Below are 14296 nucleotides of genomic sequence, written 5' to 3'. Positions count from 1 at the left end.
AGGTTGGATGGTTGATGCGCGCTTCTCACTTTCCGGAGGGGTACCAGCGCCAGGCGGTCCGACGATTGCGCCGCCCCAGTCATCCAAGCTCTGCTATACGAAATCGGGGGAAAGCACCATGGTGAGCCTTTGCAACGGCCCGTTCAAGGTCGCCGAAACCACCGAATCCATTGCGTTGTCGCGCGGAATTCTACCCTGCGGCTGATAGCCGCCGCAGACGTTCGTTCGCTTCTGGCCCATCGGCAATCTGGTGACCGCGCGTTGGAACGCAGGCTGAGGGTGCTTGCGATCAACAACCCAAGAGCTGTAGCTGCGTGAAACTGCGAGATTGTAAACCTTGCTCGCGAGGTTGGCTGAAATTGCACCCCCCACCAACAAGGTTGATCTGCCGATCGTGCCGTGTTTTGAAGTAGGAAAATTGGCGGCGGGGCTTTGACAACAGGAATGGCAGAACAGTTTGACATGTTTTCGGAGCAAGCTCCGCGCGACCATGTGGTCACGCGTGGCTCCTCCAACTCTGTCAAACCCGACAAGCATGCCATCACCATGACTGAAGAGGACATGGTCCGACATCTGTCGGAGACAGGTCGATATCGGATCCTGCAGAAACTTATGCCGCGCGCAATCGCTCCCATCGCCCGGCCAGCGTACCCCCTCAAGGGCATCATTCTCGACACCGAGACCACGGGGCTCAACGCTCGCAAGGATGAGGTCATCGAGATTGGCGCGATCGCTTTCACCTTCGATGCGACAGGAAGCATTGGTGACGTGACTGGCATCTATGGTGGGCTTCAACAGCCGAGCGTTTCGATTCCCACTGAGATCACCAGGCTCACCGGGATCACAGATGGTATGGTGGCCGGGCAGTCAATTGACACGGCGGCGTTGCAGGCGCTGATTGGGCCGGCCGATCTGCTGATCGCCCACAATGCCAGTTTCGACCGCCCATTCTGCGAGGTGTTTTCTCATCTGTTTTCCGGCAAGGCTTGGGCTTGCTCAAACTCCGAGATCGACTGGTCGTTGCGGGGATATGAAGGCACCAAGCTCGGATATCTGATCGGGCAAGCAGGATATTTTCATGAGGGTCATCGTGCGGTCGACGATTGCTTTGCACTTCTGGAGGTCCTGGCTCGAGAAATCGACGGACCGGCTTCCACCGCTTTCGCCGAGCTCTATGAAGCAAGCCAGAGGTCACGTGTGCGGATCTTTGCGGAGAACAGCCCCTTCGACATGAAGGACGACCTGAAGGCGCGAGGCTATCGCTGGTCCGACGGAAGCGACGGCCGTCCCAAATCCTGGTGGATCGAGGTTGGGGAAGAAGCGCTCGATGATGAGCTCCGCTATCTCAGAACCGAAATCTACCGCTATCCAGACGCCGATCCACCAATCAAACGCCTCACTGCCTTCGACCGGTTCCGGGCCTGATCGCTCCCTTCAGCCCATCTTCTGATCGGACCCATGCTTTGAGCGCATGGCCGACCTGAGACCTTGTGCCTTATCGACGGGCGGGCAAGGGCCTATATTCCAATCATCGAAACGACGTTGGAACCGAAGCATGGTTGCTGGCGTCGAGAGACCTCACGAAAGGGGATCATCATGAACGTAGCACGCTCTTTCAATAACTGGCGCAAGTATCGTCAGACCGTTACCGAACTCGGCCGCATGAGCTCGCGTGAGCTTCAGGACCTCGGCATCGATCGCGCCGACATTCACAGCGTTGCCCGCGCATCGGTCGCTCGCTAAGCGGCTTTTCCCAGGCCATCTTGAATGACTATATGCCCGCTGATGACGCGGGCGTTTCTGTATCTGGCCTGCCAAGAAGCCCTGAGTTGGAGATTTCTTTCGTCAGGAAGATGCCGTGCATTTTCCGCATAGCTGCACTGCAGCAAAGTCTATTTAATATGCGGAGAGAATGGGTATCTTGGTTTTCATCGAAGCGATGCACCTCCTCCCGCAGAGCTTCGATTTCAGACGGCCCACTCCTCCTCCCAAGGGCAGTCTGTCGGAACAGCGGCACTCCTCCTCCCAGCTGCTGTTCGGTTCTTTTCGGAAAGCCTGCCGCACCTCCTCCCGCGGCAGGCTTTTTCGTTTTCAGGCTCGGCGGGATCAAAGTCACAGATCGAGTTGCGGTTCTTGCCCGCTTTCTTCGGTGTTGAGCGATGACAGGGTGATCCCTAAGAGCCGCACCGGACGTTTGAACGGGAACACCGAGGCGAGCAGGGTCTCTGCAATCTCCAGCATCTGGTCGACGTCGGAAACGGCTCCGGACACGGTCCTGCTGCGTGTCGCCTGACTGAAATCCGAGTATTTGATTTTGACGGTGATCGTCTTTCCCGTGATGTCGTGCGCCCCGCAATACCGCCAGGCTTTCTCGGCCAACGGTCGGAGCTCGGCTTTGGCCAGGTCGAGATTGTCGATATCCTCGACGAACGTATCCTCGGCGCCGACGGATTTTCGGATGCGGTCAGGCCGGACCTGGCGCTCATCGATGCCCCGCGCGATGCCATAAAAATAAGCACCGGACTTTCCAAAATGCTCCTGCAGGAAGGCGAGCGACTTCGATTTCAAATCGAGCCCGGTTTCGATCCCGTATTTGCGCATGCGCTCAGCCGTCGCCGGCCCGACGCCATGGAATTTCTTGACGGGCAAGGCTTCGACAAAGCCTGGTCCGTTCTTCGGTGTGATGACGGCCTGGCCATTGGGTTTGTTCAAGTCGCTGGCCATTTTCGCGAGGAACTTGTTGTAGGAGATGCCGGCCGAAGCGTTGAGCCCGGTGACCTGCTTGATCTTCGCACGGATCTCCAGCGCAATCTCGGTGGCGATTTCCATGCCCTTCAGATTTTCCGTCACATCCAGATAGGTTTCGTCCAGCGATAGCGGCTCGATCAGCGGCGTATATTCGGCGAAGATTTCGCGGATTTGCTGGGAAACCGCCTTATAGACGTCGACGCGCGGCGGCACGAAAATCAGCTCCGGGCATTTCCGTTTTTGCGGTGACCGACGGCATGGCCGAATGGACACCAAAGGCACGCGCCTCATAGCTTGCGGCGGCCACCACGCCGCGTGCTGCGGATCCGCCGACGGCGAGTGGCTTACCACGAAGTTCCGGGTTATCGCGCTGCTCGACCGACGCGTAAAAGGCATCCATGTCCACATGGACGATTTTGCGGATCGGCGTTGGCGTTTACCTCGAAGCTGACCTTGTCACCTTCTCTGAGCGAACCGCCTTGCTGCAAAGCGGACACGTGAACGAACACGTCCGTTCCACCATTCTCTGGGGTAATGAGGCCAAATCCCTTATCACCGTTGAAAAATTTGACAGTACCGGTCGCCATCTCAGTTCCTCTTCAGTCTTTGCGGCATGTTCACGCGCGAAACGAACCTAAGCGGGAGCAATTGCCAATCAACGGATGAACCTCGTCTATAGAAGGCGCGGACTCTTTCGCCGCGCGGGACGGAGCTTTGCATAGCAGTTTGCGTTTGTTTGCTGCGCAGTACATATAGACATTTCCGCGGATATGCGGCATAAGAGTTATATTTGCTGCGCAGGGAATATCTATGGAAGAGTCCGTAGCCTTCGATATGTTGAGTGAGTTGACGGCCAGCCTCGCGGAGGCAGGCGGGGAAATCACGTCCGAGCCCATGTCTGAGTCGCAGATGGGAAACTCTCACGCAGATTTCCTTATAGATGCGCGATTTTTTGATGCGCCTCTCAAACTTGTTGTCGAGGTCAAAAGATCAGCTTTTCCAAGAGACGTCAGGGAAGCAATCTGGCAGCTGAAGAAATACATTGCCGCCATGCCGCCAGGCAATTCCAGAGTTCTCCCCCTATTGATGGCCGATACCATTTCCCCAGGCGCACGTGCACTCCTGCGCGAGGAGAAGATCGGTTATTTCGATCGTAGCGGCAGTCTCTATCTTTCGGCCGACAATCTCTTTGTTCTCGTCGAAAAGCCAGCCTCGAAGCAGCAGGCTCGATCGCTCAACAATCTGTTCGTTGGAAGTCGCGCAAAGGCCCTCCATGCCGTCTGGACATTTAAGGACCAATGGTTCGGTGTGCATGAACTGGCCGAGCGGGCATCCGTATCTCCCACAACTGCATCCCAGGTTCTTATCGAACTAGAGCGCCGCGAATGGGTGAGCTCCAAGGGTGCCGGTCCATCGAAGGAAAGGATACTCTCCAATCCCCGCGCGCTGCTTGACGAGTGGTCTTCCTATGTCGCTTCGATCAAGCCGAAGCCGCTCCGCTCGTACTATATGCGGATGACCAATATCGATGAGGCGATCCGTGAGATTGACCGCATCTGCGATGAGACGGGAGTTCGCTACGAAATTTCCGGGCTCATGGCCGGGCAGATCCATGCACCGCACCTCTCGAAGATATCCCAAATCCATTGCCGCATCGATCATGGCGGCGAAAGCCTTCTTCGAAAACTGGGAGCAAAGGCTGTCAAAGAGGGCTGGAATCTGGGAGTTATAGACTCTAATCCACGCCACGACTTTCTGTTTCGCCAACGGGTCGGTCATGTCTGGGTCACAGATCCACTTCAAACCTACCTCGATCTCCTGCAGCTTGACAGCGGTCGCTCAAAGGAACTGGCCGACCATCTTCGGCTGACAAAACTCGCGGTACCCGAATGACAAAGCCCCAGATACTGACTGAATACAGTGCCGATGTTACCCGCGACTGCGAGCGCGTCCTGGTTACGCTCTTCAGCGGCCTCGGCCCCTGGCGTGATTCCGTCTTTCTGGTCGGTGGGCTTGCACCGCGCTACATCGTCACCAAGAGGCCGCCTGACGTCCCGCCTCATGCAGGAACCGGTGATATCGATGTCGTCGTCGATCTGTCGATCCTCGCCGACACAGAGGCATACCGGACGCTCGAGCAGAACCTCAAAAAAATGGGTTTCGAGCGTGCGCAAAATGACAAGGGCAATAAGGTCAACTGGCGTTGGCAGACCATGACCGAGCACGGCATTCTCGTCATTCTGGAGTTCTTGGCAGACGATCCGAAGCTCCGGGGTGGCGCATTGCAGGAACTGCCGACGGAAGGAAATGTTTCTGCGGTGAATATCCCTCACGCGTCCCTCGTGTTCGGGCACCACGATCGGATGGAAGTCACCGCTGATCTGTTGGGTGAAAAAGGCCGCTCGACAGAATCCATCCCCTACGCCGATATCGTGGCATTCACATGCCTCAAGGCGTTTGCCTTTGATCACCGGCGTGAGCGCAAAGATGCGCACGATCTCGTCTACTGCCTCGAACACGGAGAAGGCGGGCTCGCCGGCGCAATCGCCAAATTCCAAGAGGCTCTGAAAGGCAACGATCGGGAGGTCATCGAACGTGCCCTGACGCTTTTGCTCACCCGCTTTTGTGATCCGGCGCCAGACGAAGGCTACCTGCGCGAAGGCAACGTTGCCGTGGCGCAGTTCGAAATTGAAGGTGCTGCAGACGACACGGAAATCAGAGAAGCCCGGATTTTGCGCCAGCGTGCCGTCAATGACATCATGCTCGAGTTTTTAAGCGCGCTTGGTATTGCGTTCAAGTGATGCTCGGAGCGCGGGCCGCAGGCGGTGAACTCGACGTCGAGCATCATCGCCCTCCGGCCAACGCGGCCAGAAAGCGCAGGATTTTTCCGCACCACAAATGGCCGAACACGGGCAAGACGACGAGGCAAGTGCCATTATATGTGCGGCTACCGCGCGACTCCATCAAGCAAGAAAGTATCAGTTGCCCGAGCTGCTTCCACTGGCGCAATGGTTTAACGCAATCTTGGATCGACCGCGCCAGGGTAGGCGCGTCTTTGAACGGAGGCACCGTAGTCGGTAGTCAATATGGTCGCTGCTCCGCTGGCCTATGCGAGTATTCCGACTGTTGCGACTTGTCACAAAGCATCGCGAAAGGCGCACCTAAACATACCACTTACTGGATCAGGCGCACGTCACTTGTAACCGGCAGCGTCCCCGGGGTAACGCTGAGCGCAACAAGCTGGGCGAGGATCGAAAAGACTTGTTTGGTGTTTTCGGCGCCCCTCTCTGGGACGCAATAAGCCGAGCCACGGTAGACTGTGGCGGCAAAGCAGTTGTGCGATCGTCCCCGAGTGACTTTGATAATCGATGTGTCGGTCGCCCGCCGAAGGGCCTCCTCCGTCTGGAGCCTGAAGGCATTGGGGTTGGATCGCATCAATGCTCCAAGATAACGAAAGACAGCAAAAGGCGAGCGCAGGGAAATGGAGAAGGTGAAGGAAGCTTCACCTTCTATATCGTTGTGAAACCTTACTACGAGGTCCTTCGGCGTCGCGCCCGTGCCCGACCAGTTCGCGCTGCAGATCTGGCCAGGGCCCTGACGGACTAGGTTGCGCTTGAAGGCGTCGTCGCTGTGTTCGGGTCGGTCCCTGATTTCATAATCACGATCGATGCCAACTTCTGGATGTCTGCAAGCGACGCTCGGCCCGCGCCCTCATGGAGCATGAGCTATCGCACTGTGCGCAGGAGCTCGACGACTTCGGAGCCCCGAAGTTCCGCAAGCGCTGGATGCACCCGAAGCCGCGCACAACGCCAGGGTCGCAGAAGCCCAAAACAGCCTATTTTTGCGCCATCACAATGACCCGCTGGCAATAAATTTCATTTTTTTATGGACATCGAGCGTATATCCACCTACATAACGTTCAACGCCTCCGCCGAAGCGCTGGTTTCGAATGGAATATGAAGCGCCGAACGCAGACGTTACTGTCGATGATTGCCATTATGGCAGAGCCATACTTGGATGGCCAAATACGTGATTAAATCAATAGCGCTTTTCTACATTGAAAACACAACCGACACTTGGAAATGCACAGAAAATACTGTCGTCTCGACAAGCATCGGCTAAAAAAGGAGAATGCCTAGCCTCTTGAGCTCGGCGCCCAAATTATATGAATTCTGCAACTGAAAAAGACGCGCCGACACAATCGGCAACGACCAAGATCAGCCTCAAGAACATCTACAAAGTCTTCGGCGAGCATCCGAAAAAAGCCTTCGCACTACTGCGGGCCGGAAAGACCAAGTCTGAAATTCATGCAGCAACGGGCTGCTCGATCGGCGTCAACGACGCCAGTTTCGATATTCGTGCCGGCGAGATATTCGTGATCATGGGCCTGTCGGGCTCCGGCAAATCAACGCTGCTGCGCCTTCTCAACCGACTGATCGAACCGAGTTCCGGATCGATCGAGATCGATGGCCGCGACATCACCGGCATGTCGCGCAGCGAGCTGATCGCGCTTCGCCGCCGCGACATCAGCATGGTCTTCCAATCCGTTGCACTGTTGCCGAACCGCACGGTCCTCAACAACGCCGCCTTCGGTCTCGAAGTCGCCGGTGTCGGCGAGGCCGGCCGCAAGCAGAAGGCACTGGCGGCGCTGAAGGCCGTCGGCCTCGATGGCTATGCCGACAGCCGCCCGGATCAGCTCTCCGGTGGCATGAAGCAGCGCGTCGGCCTTGCCCGCGCACTGGCCAGCGAGCCGACGATCCTGCTGATGGACGAAGCCTTCTCGGCCCTCGACCCGCTGATCCGCACGGAAATGCAGGACGAACTGGTTCGCCTGCAGTCGGAACACAGCCGCACCATCGTTTTCGTCAGCCACGATCTCGACGAGGCGATGCGCATCGGCGACCGGATCTGCATCATGCAGAACGGCAATGTCGTGCAGGTCGGCACGCCCGACGAAATCGTCACCCAGCCGGCCAACGACTATGTTCGCTCGTTCTTCCGCAATGTCGATGTCGCCCATGTCTTCAAGGCCGGCGATGTTGCCCGCAAGTCGCAGGTGACGATCATCGAGCGCGAAGGCGTGTCCGCTGCCGCAGCGCTCGAGCGAATGAAGAACTACGATCGTGAATACGCGATCATCCTCGGCCGCGACAAGACCTATCACGGCATGATCAGCCAAACTTCGCTGATCGAGAAGATGCGGGCCAAGGCAGCCGACCCCTATCGCGGCGCTTTCCTGACCGAGATCCAGGCCATTCCGGCTTCCGAGCCTTTGTCGAACGTGCTCGGCAAGGTCGCCGCTAGCCCATGGCCGGTACCCGTCGTCTGCGATCGCAACCGCTATATCGGCTCCATCAGCAAGTCGGCGCTGCTCGAAACGCTCGATCGCGCCAGCTGACCCCAAACACATCGGATATACTATGAACTTCGATATCGGAAACGGCATCGACGCTGCCGTCAATTACGTCCTCGACAATTTCTCACCGCTGCTGGACGCCATCGCCGCGACCATCGGCTTCGTCACGGATGGCATCCAGAATGCCCTGCTGGCTATCCCCATGCCTGTCGGCATCGCGATCTTCGTGATCCTGTCGCTCTGGCGTGTCGGCATCGGCTTTGCGGTGTTCACCGCGCTCGGCCTGCTGCTCGTCAATCACATCGCCCTCTGGGGCCCGATGATGGAGACACTATCGCTGGTGATCGCCTCGACGCTGATCGCCATGCTGGTCGGCCTGCCGCTCGGCATCTCCATGGCGCGCAAGGATTCCGTCGCCGCCTTCGTGCGCCCTGTTCTGGACCTGATGCAGACCATGCCGGCCTTCGTCTACCTGATCCCGGCCGCGATGTTCTTCGGCCTCGGTGCCGTACCCGGCGCGATCGCCACGGTGATCTTCTCGATGCCACCGGTGGCCCGCCTCACCAATCTCGGCATCCGCCAGGTGGATGGCGAATTCATCGAGGCCGGCAATGCCTTCGGCTGCACCGCTACGCAGTTGCTCTTCAAGGTGCAGTTGCCGAATGCCCTGCCCTCGATCATGGCCGGCATCAACCAGACGATCATGTTGTCGCTGTCGATGGTGGTGATCGCCTCGATGATCGGTGCCGGTGGCATCGGCAACACGGTACTGACGGGCATCCAGCGTCTCGATGTCGGCACCGGCTTCGAAGGCGGTATCGCCGTTGTCATCCTGGCCGTCATTCTCGACCGGATCACCCAGAGCCTCGGAAAACCCCGCGCCGCCTTCTGGCTGGGACTGTTCCGCAAGACCGAGCGCGAGGAACTGGCGACCGCTACCGCCTGACCCCCGCGTCAGACCAATGCGGGCAACGACCCGTCTAATGCGAACCTTCACAAAAGGAGCACATATGTTCAAAACACTCGCAACCCTCGGCCTCGCCGCCGCCCTTCTCGTTGGCACCGTCACAGCGACCATGGCTGCGGATGCCAAGCCGGTGAAGATCGGCTGGGCCGCATGGTCCGACGCCGAATTCGTCACTAAGCTCGCTGCCAGGCTGATCGAGACCAAGCTCAACCAGAAGGTCGAGCTTGTGCAGGCAGACGTGGCGCCGCTCTACCAGGGTGTCGGCCGCGGCGATCTCGATGCGATGATGATGGCCTGGCTGCCGCAGACCCATGCGGACTATTATGCCAAGGTCAAGGAGAAGGTCGAGACGCTCGGCACCGTCTATGACGGCGCCAAGCTCGGCTGGGTCGTCCCGGACTACATTCCCGCAGACCAGATCGGCTCGATCGAGGATCTCAAGAAGGAAGACGTCCAGAAGAAGCTCTCCGGCACCATCCACGGCATCGACCCCGGCGCCGGCCTAACGCGCCTGTCGGAGAAGGCTGAGAAGGATTACGGGCTGGGCAGCTACAAGCTGCAGATCTCCAGCGAAGCCGGCATGCTGACCACCGTCGATCGCGCCGTGCGCGGCGAAAAGTGGTTCGTGGCCACCGCCTGGAGCCCGCACTGGATGTTCGGCAAGCACCAGCTGCGCTACCTCGACGACCCGAAAAAGTCGCTGGGTGAAGCCGAGCACGTCGACATTCTGGCGCGCAAGGACTTCAAGTCGGAATATCCCAAGGTTGCCGACTTCCTGTCGCGCATGAAGCTGCCGATTCCCGATCTGGAAGCGGCGATGTTTACCGCGCAGCGGAGCTCCTATGATGAAGCAGTCGACAAGTACATTGCCGACCACCCCGACCAGGTGAAGAGCTGGATCGGCGAGGAAGGCTGATCTCCGACATCATGCTCCCCAGCGCCATCGTGCTGGTGAGCATCTTCGCAAGATCGAGCAGGAGCGACAGTTGTATATCGACAGCCCGGACACGTTCTACACGACTGACGACACCATCGGCGGCCGGATATCGCTGGCGCGCGACGCGAACGGCCTGTCGGTCGAAGCCGCCGCCCTCGCAATCGGCATCGCGGCAGGCACCTGGATCGACTGGGAAAACGACCGTGACGCTCCCTTCCCCGACCGCCTCGTGATGATTGCCGAAGCGCTCGGGGTCAGCCTGGCGTGGCTCGTCAGCGGACGTGGCGAAGGGCCAACCTGGATCACCAGTGACAACATTTCTGCCTTTCGTCCGGACTGACGGCCAACGGCCGCGCCAAACGATTTCAGCAGGACAAGGAACGACATCGATGGATACCAGCACAATCACATCCGAACTGACGCAGAACATCCCTGGGGCGCCGGCCCTGGAAGCAGGATCGACAACCGGCCAGCCGATCGATCTCTCCGCCATGCACGCCCTCTATTCGGATATGGGATGGCTGATCGCCGAGCGTTTTTCATCGCTTGAAGACCGCCAGAGGGTATTCGAGCTGATCGAGCTCGGCATGCGAAGCGTTGACCCCAAACTGAAGCATGCGGTATCGACCGGCTTGATCGAAGCGATGATTTCCCGCACCGGCGCGCAGCCGGCGAGGTGGCGACAGATCTCGGCGGAGCTCGGACCGTTGTCCGCTGCCTATATCCACGGATAGCTTTTTCCCCTGCCAAGTTCCGCCCATCTCGGCCGGCATCAGCGTGGATCGCAGATGCCGGCCTGTTCGTCCTCGGCCAGCCCCCTTCCTCGTCACGTGCAGGATAGACAGCGCCGGCGAAGGCTGCCGGGTGCGCCGATTGCCGACGGCGCGATCCTGCGAACCCGATCCCCTTCGCCTACCCCTTCGCAATTGCGACAGAAGACATCGGAGTTGAGGAGGTGACCAGACGAAAGGATCAGACGCCGGACTGATGTTCAGGTGCGCCGTGTACAAGCTGAAACTTCGGCGAGTGAACCAGATGAAGATAACGTTTGAGAGCGCCGGTGCAAAAGTCGGCCACGGTAACGGCGCGATAATCTCGCCGTAGGGGCGGAGTAAAATCCGGCCACCTATCTTCCTTCTGCATTGAACGCAGGAGGGACAAGGGGATCTACACCGTTGAATTGTACCTAAGGGTTCGCTTGGCTGTTTCGGAAGGAATGAGCCGGCGTTAGGCTGCAAAGCATTTCAACATATCTCGCGACAGCGTTTCCCAGGTGGTGTTGTATTCGACACCGCCCGGTTATCAGCGTCAGTCGCCGATCCGGCGTCCTAAGCTGGATGCGTTCGTTTCAACCATCGCGCATTGGCTGGAGGAAGACCTGAAGGTGCCGCGCAAGCAGCGCCACACGGCCAAGCGGGGTGTTTGACCGGCTCCGGGACGAATGTGGGTTCACCGGCGGCGTGGAGCGGAAGGCCCACTTCTTCGTGGTATGCGCCGTCTCCATCCCTCGGCGTTGTCCCGACGCTCTGGCAACAGTTATATGCCGGCAGATTCCGTTTTTCAAATGCAACTTAGACATTATCGGCAATGATTTCAGGAGGATGGAACGGCCCGCACTATTGTGCAGTTGAGCATGGGCGAACGTCGCGTTGTTGGGCGGATGCATGAGAAGAAGATCAGTCAGGCGGAGATCGCGCGCCCCTTGGCCGAGACCCTTCGACGATCTGCCGCGAGCTACGACGGAATCTCCGTTATCCTTGATTGGTACTGCGACAGACTCGCTCGGAGTTGGAAAGAGACGCATCGGGTTTCCTAAGACGCCATGCTAGCCAGCGGTTACAAAAGCCGAAGGCGAATTGCTGTTCTAAGCCGTCTATGCGTTTGGTCCGCGCTGGGGTTATCTCATCCCTGGGGAAACGTGCGCGGATCCACGGAAGTTTTTCGTTATAACAGTCGAGAAGACAGCCTCATCCGACACTATTCGTTTTCACTGTCGGATCGACTGGAGATCGAACTGCGGAGGCGTGATCACAATCGGCTCGGCTTGCCATTCAGCTATGTTTAACGCGATACCCGGGCCGGTTAACCTGACGGTGCCAATCACCCGTCCTTGTAGTAATAGCTATAGCCGTTGAGCGCCGGGGCGCCGCCGAGATGGGCGTACAGCACCTTCGAGCCCTCGGGGAAGAAGCCCTTGCGTGCGAGATCGATCATCCCCTGCATCGACTTTCCCTCATAGACTGGGTCGGTAATCATCGCCTCGGTGCGCGCCGCGAGCCGGATCGCCTCGTTGGTCTCCTCCGAGGGCACTCCATAGGCGGGATAGGCGTAGTCAGGGTTGATGACGATCTCGTCTTCACGCACCGACCGACCAAGGTTCACGAGTTCCGAGGTCGCATCGACGATCTTCCGCACCTGATTCCGCGTCTGCTGGAGGGTGCCCGAGGCATCGATGCCAATCACCCGGTCGGCCCTGTCTAGTGCGGCAAAGCCGACGATCATTCCGCCCTGGGTTGAACCGGTGACAACGCAGACGATGATATAGTCGAAGATGAAGCCGAGGTCCTTTTCCTGTGCCGCGACTTCCTCGGCGAAGCCGACATAGCCGAGGCCTCCGAACTTGTGTACCGAAGCGCCAGCCGGGATCGCGTAGGGCTTGCCGCCCGCATCCTCTACCGACTGAATCGCATCCTCCCAGCTCTTGCGGATGCCGATGTCGAACCCATCCTCGACCAGCCGGCTGTCGGCGCCCATCAGTTTCGTCATCAGGATATTGCCGACACGGTCATAGACCGCATCGTAGTGCGGTACCCATTTCTCCTGGATGACGACACATTTCATGCCGATCTTCGCCGCAGTCGCAGCCACCATGCGGGTATGATTCGACTGGACCCCACCGATCGACACCAGCGTATCCGCGCCGGAGGCGATCGCGTCGGGCACGATATATTCGAGCTTCCTGAGCTTATTGCCGCCCATGGCGAGGCCGGAATTGCAGTCGTCGCGCTTGGCATAGATGTCGACCTTGCCGCCCAGCGCCGCAGTCAGCCGCGGCAGGTGCTCGATCGGCGTTGGGCCGAAGGTGAGCGGGTAGCGTTCGAACTTTTCCAACAGTGACATCGATCAGGGCCTCCGTGCCGAATTTGTGGTCGAAGGCTAGTAGATATCGTTTGAAAGGTGCTCTCTAATTTTGCTTTAAAAGCTTTCTTTATCGGCGTAATTTTTCGGTGGTAGAATCCACTTCTTCAATAATACGAGGTAAAATGAAAGAGTCTTCCACAGAGGATTTCGATAGGATAGACCTCAAGATTTTGCGCGCCCTGCAATCGGAGGGCCGGCTCAGCAATGCCGATCTCGCCGAGCGCGTGAATGTCAGTGCTGCAACTTGCCACAGGCGAACTCAACGCCTCTTCGAGGAGGGCTACATTACCGGCGTGCGGGCGGAAGTCGCGCCGGGCGCCGTAGGCCTCGGCGCGATGGTCATGGTTGGCGTGGTACTGGATCGCTCCACGCCTGAGAGCTTTGGTGCCTTTGAGGGCGCGGTCATGGAGCTGAAGGAAGTACTGGACTGCAATTTGGTCGCCGGAGATTTCGACTATCTCCTGAAAATCCGCGTCCGCGACATGGCCGATTTCAACAAGCTCCACGGCCAGAAGCTGATCGCCCTCCCAGGCGTGCGCCAGACGCGCACCTTCTTCGTGATGAAGGAAGTCAAGGAGAACGCGAGGTTGCCCTTCTAGCGTCGTCGGCAGCTATTGTGGATGCAGCATCTATTGTCCGGTTCCGCGCAGACAGCGGATGTCAGGCGACTTTTTCTGACATCACCGGCCCCACGCTCTGTGCATCAAACATACGGTCTCACCGTTCACACGATGGAGGCACTCCATGGCGAGGTTATTTGTAGGTCTGCGATAGTTCAGTCTCCCGACGATCCTTGATGCGCAGCTGCACCAGCTTGACGCCAAGCGGTACCAGCCGGGCAATCCACTCGGCGCCGTCGACGATCAGGTAGAACGGATCAAGCTTCATGTGAACACCGCCTTTCCGATCACCGGCGTGGAGGGGACGGCCATGTCGCGTGGCTCCAGCACGCCAGCGTCAAAGGCCTGCTTGCCGGCGGCGATTGCCGCGGCAAAGGCGGCTGCCATCGCCGCGGGATCTCCGGCGCCGGCAACGGCGGTGTCGAGCAGAACCGCATCGAAACCGAGCTCCATGACCGCAATTGCGTGCGACGGCCGACCGATGCCGGCGTCGACGATCAGCGACACGTCGAGAGCGGGATCGAGAT

15 protein-coding genes and 4 pseudogenes are annotated in these 14296 nt (G+C 58.6%); 14 read left to right on the top strand and 5 right to left on the bottom strand.

Annotated features, from left to right (window positions below):
- Positions 1-7: 7 nt before the first annotated feature.
- The 3 genes from BS629_RS38060 to BS629_RS05185 all read left to right on the top strand — a co-directional run bounded on the left by BS629_RS38060 (position 8) and on the right by BS629_RS05185 (position 1743).
- The gene (locus BS629_RS38060) at positions 8-205 is read left to right on the top strand and encodes a hypothetical protein (RefSeq protein ID WP_143529697.1); all 198 of its coding nucleotides are present in this window, start codon (positions 8-10) and stop codon (positions 203-205) included.
- Positions 206-444: 239 nt separating this feature from the next.
- Entirely contained in the window at positions 445-1425 is a 981-nt protein-coding gene (locus BS629_RS05190) for a 3'-5' exonuclease (RefSeq protein WP_077988028.1), read from the top strand.
- Between the two features lie 171 nt (positions 1426-1596).
- Positions 1597-1743, top strand: coding sequence for a DUF1127 domain-containing protein (locus tag BS629_RS05185; protein WP_077988027.1), 147 nt, complete (start codon positions 1597-1599; stop codon positions 1741-1743).
- A gap of 369 nt (positions 1744-2112) precedes the next feature.
- On the opposite strand, the pseudogene dinB reads toward BS629_RS05185, so the two are convergent.
- Positions 2113-3148, bottom strand: a pseudogene (gene dinB, locus BS629_RS05180) (DNA polymerase IV).
- Positions 3111-3335, bottom strand: a complete 225-nt coding sequence (locus BS629_RS05175; RefSeq protein ID WP_245315061.1) for a cold-shock protein — start codon at positions 3333-3335, stop codon at positions 3111-3113. Before BS629_RS05175 ends, dinB begins: the two are co-directional and overlap by 38 nt.
- A 223-nt stretch (positions 3336-3558) precedes the next feature.
- Between BS629_RS05175 and BS629_RS05170 the strand changes: the two genes are divergently transcribed.
- From BS629_RS05170 to BS629_RS39625, 10 genes and pseudogenes are all read left to right on the top strand, one after another.
- On the top strand, positions 3559-4641 hold the full coding sequence (locus tag BS629_RS05170) for a hypothetical protein (RefSeq protein WP_077988026.1): 1083 nt from the start codon (positions 3559-3561) through the stop codon (positions 4639-4641).
- A complete protein-coding gene (locus BS629_RS05165) occupies positions 4638-5549 on the top strand; it encodes a nucleotidyltransferase family protein (RefSeq protein WP_077988025.1) in 912 nt (303 codons plus the stop codon). Before BS629_RS05170 ends, BS629_RS05165 begins: the two co-directional genes overlap by 4 nt.
- Before the next feature lie 97 nt (positions 5550-5646).
- On the top strand, positions 5647-5829 hold the full coding sequence (locus BS629_RS40455; RefSeq protein WP_077988024.1) for an aminoglycoside phosphotransferase family protein: 183 nt from the start codon (positions 5647-5649) through the stop codon (positions 5827-5829).
- Between the two features lie 1084 nt (positions 5830-6913).
- Positions 6914-8146 carry a glycine betaine/L-proline ABC transporter ATP-binding protein ProV gene (proV, locus tag BS629_RS05150; protein ID WP_027513131.1) on the top strand — a complete coding sequence of 411 codons (1233 nt, stop codon included), beginning with the start codon at positions 6914-6916 and terminating at the stop codon, positions 8144-8146.
- A 22-nt stretch (positions 8147-8168) separates the two neighbouring features.
- Complete coding sequence (locus tag BS629_RS05145; RefSeq protein WP_011654140.1) at positions 8169-9050, top strand: ABC transporter permease; 882 nt, start codon at positions 8169-8171, stop codon at positions 9048-9050.
- Positions 9051-9114: 64 nt separating this feature from the next.
- Entirely contained in the window at positions 9115-9987 is an 873-nt protein-coding gene (locus BS629_RS05140) for a glycine betaine ABC transporter substrate-binding protein (RefSeq protein WP_077988023.1), read from the top strand.
- Positions 9988-10057: 70 nt separating this feature from the next.
- Entirely contained in the window at positions 10058-10348 is a 291-nt protein-coding gene (locus BS629_RS05135) for a helix-turn-helix domain-containing protein (RefSeq protein WP_077988022.1), read from the top strand.
- A 49-nt stretch (positions 10349-10397) separates the two neighbouring features.
- Positions 10398-10742 carry a hypothetical protein gene (locus tag BS629_RS05130; RefSeq protein ID WP_028756061.1) on the top strand — a complete coding sequence of 115 codons (345 nt, stop codon included), beginning with the start codon at positions 10398-10400 and terminating at the stop codon, positions 10740-10742.
- 482 nt (positions 10743-11224) lie between these two features.
- Positions 11225-11468, top strand: a pseudogene (locus BS629_RS39630) (IS21 family transposase); the annotation flags it as partial.
- A 497-nt stretch (positions 11469-11965) separates the two neighbouring features.
- Positions 11966-12093 (top strand): annotated as a pseudogene (locus BS629_RS39625) (DUF4158 domain-containing protein); the annotation flags it as partial.
- 15 nt (positions 12094-12108) lie between these two features.
- Here BS629_RS39625 and BS629_RS05115 read toward each other — a convergent pair.
- On the bottom strand, positions 12109-13128 hold the full coding sequence (locus BS629_RS05115) for a 1-aminocyclopropane-1-carboxylate deaminase (RefSeq protein ID WP_077988020.1): 1020 nt from the start codon (positions 13126-13128) through the stop codon (positions 12109-12111).
- Positions 13129-13271: 143 nt separating this feature from the next.
- Between BS629_RS05115 and BS629_RS05110 the strand changes: the two genes are divergently transcribed.
- A complete protein-coding gene (locus BS629_RS05110; protein WP_018481129.1) occupies positions 13272-13748 on the top strand; it encodes an Lrp/AsnC family transcriptional regulator in 477 nt (158 codons plus the stop codon).
- 154 nt (positions 13749-13902) lie between these two features.
- On the opposite strand, the gene BS629_RS40205 is transcribed toward BS629_RS05110, so the two are convergent.
- Positions 13903-14037: a hypothetical protein gene (locus tag BS629_RS40205; protein ID WP_018516652.1), complete on the bottom strand. Its 135-nt coding sequence runs from the start codon at positions 14035-14037 to the stop codon at positions 13903-13905.
- Positions 14034-14279: pseudogene (locus BS629_RS05105) on the bottom strand (hypothetical protein); the annotation flags it as partial. The gene BS629_RS40205 and the pseudogene BS629_RS05105, both read right to left, overlap by 4 nt.
- Between the last annotated feature and the right edge of the window lie 17 nt (positions 14280-14296).

Source organism: Rhizobium leguminosarum bv. viciae USDA 2370, assembly GCF_002008365.1.
Classification (GTDB): Bacteria; Pseudomonadota; Alphaproteobacteria; order Rhizobiales; family Rhizobiaceae; genus Rhizobium; species Rhizobium leguminosarum.
Note: the sequence above shows the minus strand (reverse complement) of the source record. Positions and strands in the feature narration are given on the sequence as shown.

Coding starts and splice junctions, on each gene's coding strand:
- BS629_RS38060 (WP_143529697.1), top strand. CDS start 8: ATGGTTGATGCGCGCTTCTCACTTTCCGGAGGGGTACCAGCGCCAGGC.
- BS629_RS05190 (WP_077988028.1), top strand. CDS start 445: ATGGCAGAACAGTTTGACATGTTTTCGGAGCAAGCTCCGCGCGACCAT.
- BS629_RS05185 (WP_077988027.1), top strand. CDS start 1,597: ATGAACGTAGCACGCTCTTTCAATAACTGGCGCAAGTATCGTCAGACC.
- BS629_RS05175 (WP_245315061.1), bottom strand. CDS start 3,335: ATGGCGACCGGTACTGTCAAATTTTTCAACGGTGATAAGGGATTTGGC.
- BS629_RS05170 (WP_077988026.1), top strand. CDS start 3,559: ATGGAAGAGTCCGTAGCCTTCGATATGTTGAGTGAGTTGACGGCCAGC.
- BS629_RS05165 (WP_077988025.1), top strand. CDS start 4,638: ATGACAAAGCCCCAGATACTGACTGAATACAGTGCCGATGTTACCCGC.
- BS629_RS40455 (WP_077988024.1), top strand. CDS start 5,647: ATGGCCGAACACGGGCAAGACGACGAGGCAAGTGCCATTATATGTGCG.
- proV (WP_027513131.1), top strand. CDS start 6,914: ATGAATTCTGCAACTGAAAAAGACGCGCCGACACAATCGGCAACGACC.
- BS629_RS05145 (WP_011654140.1), top strand. CDS start 8,169: ATGAACTTCGATATCGGAAACGGCATCGACGCTGCCGTCAATTACGTC.
- BS629_RS05140 (WP_077988023.1), top strand. CDS start 9,115: ATGTTCAAAACACTCGCAACCCTCGGCCTCGCCGCCGCCCTTCTCGTT.
- BS629_RS05130 (WP_028756061.1), top strand. CDS start 10,398: ATGGATACCAGCACAATCACATCCGAACTGACGCAGAACATCCCTGGG.
- BS629_RS05115 (WP_077988020.1), bottom strand. CDS start 13,128: ATGTCACTGTTGGAAAAGTTCGAACGCTACCCGCTCACCTTCGGCCCA.
- BS629_RS05110 (WP_018481129.1), top strand. CDS start 13,272: ATGAAAGAGTCTTCCACAGAGGATTTCGATAGGATAGACCTCAAGATT.
- BS629_RS40205 (WP_018516652.1), bottom strand. CDS start 14,037: ATGAAGCTTGATCCGTTCTACCTGATCGTCGACGGCGCCGAGTGGATT.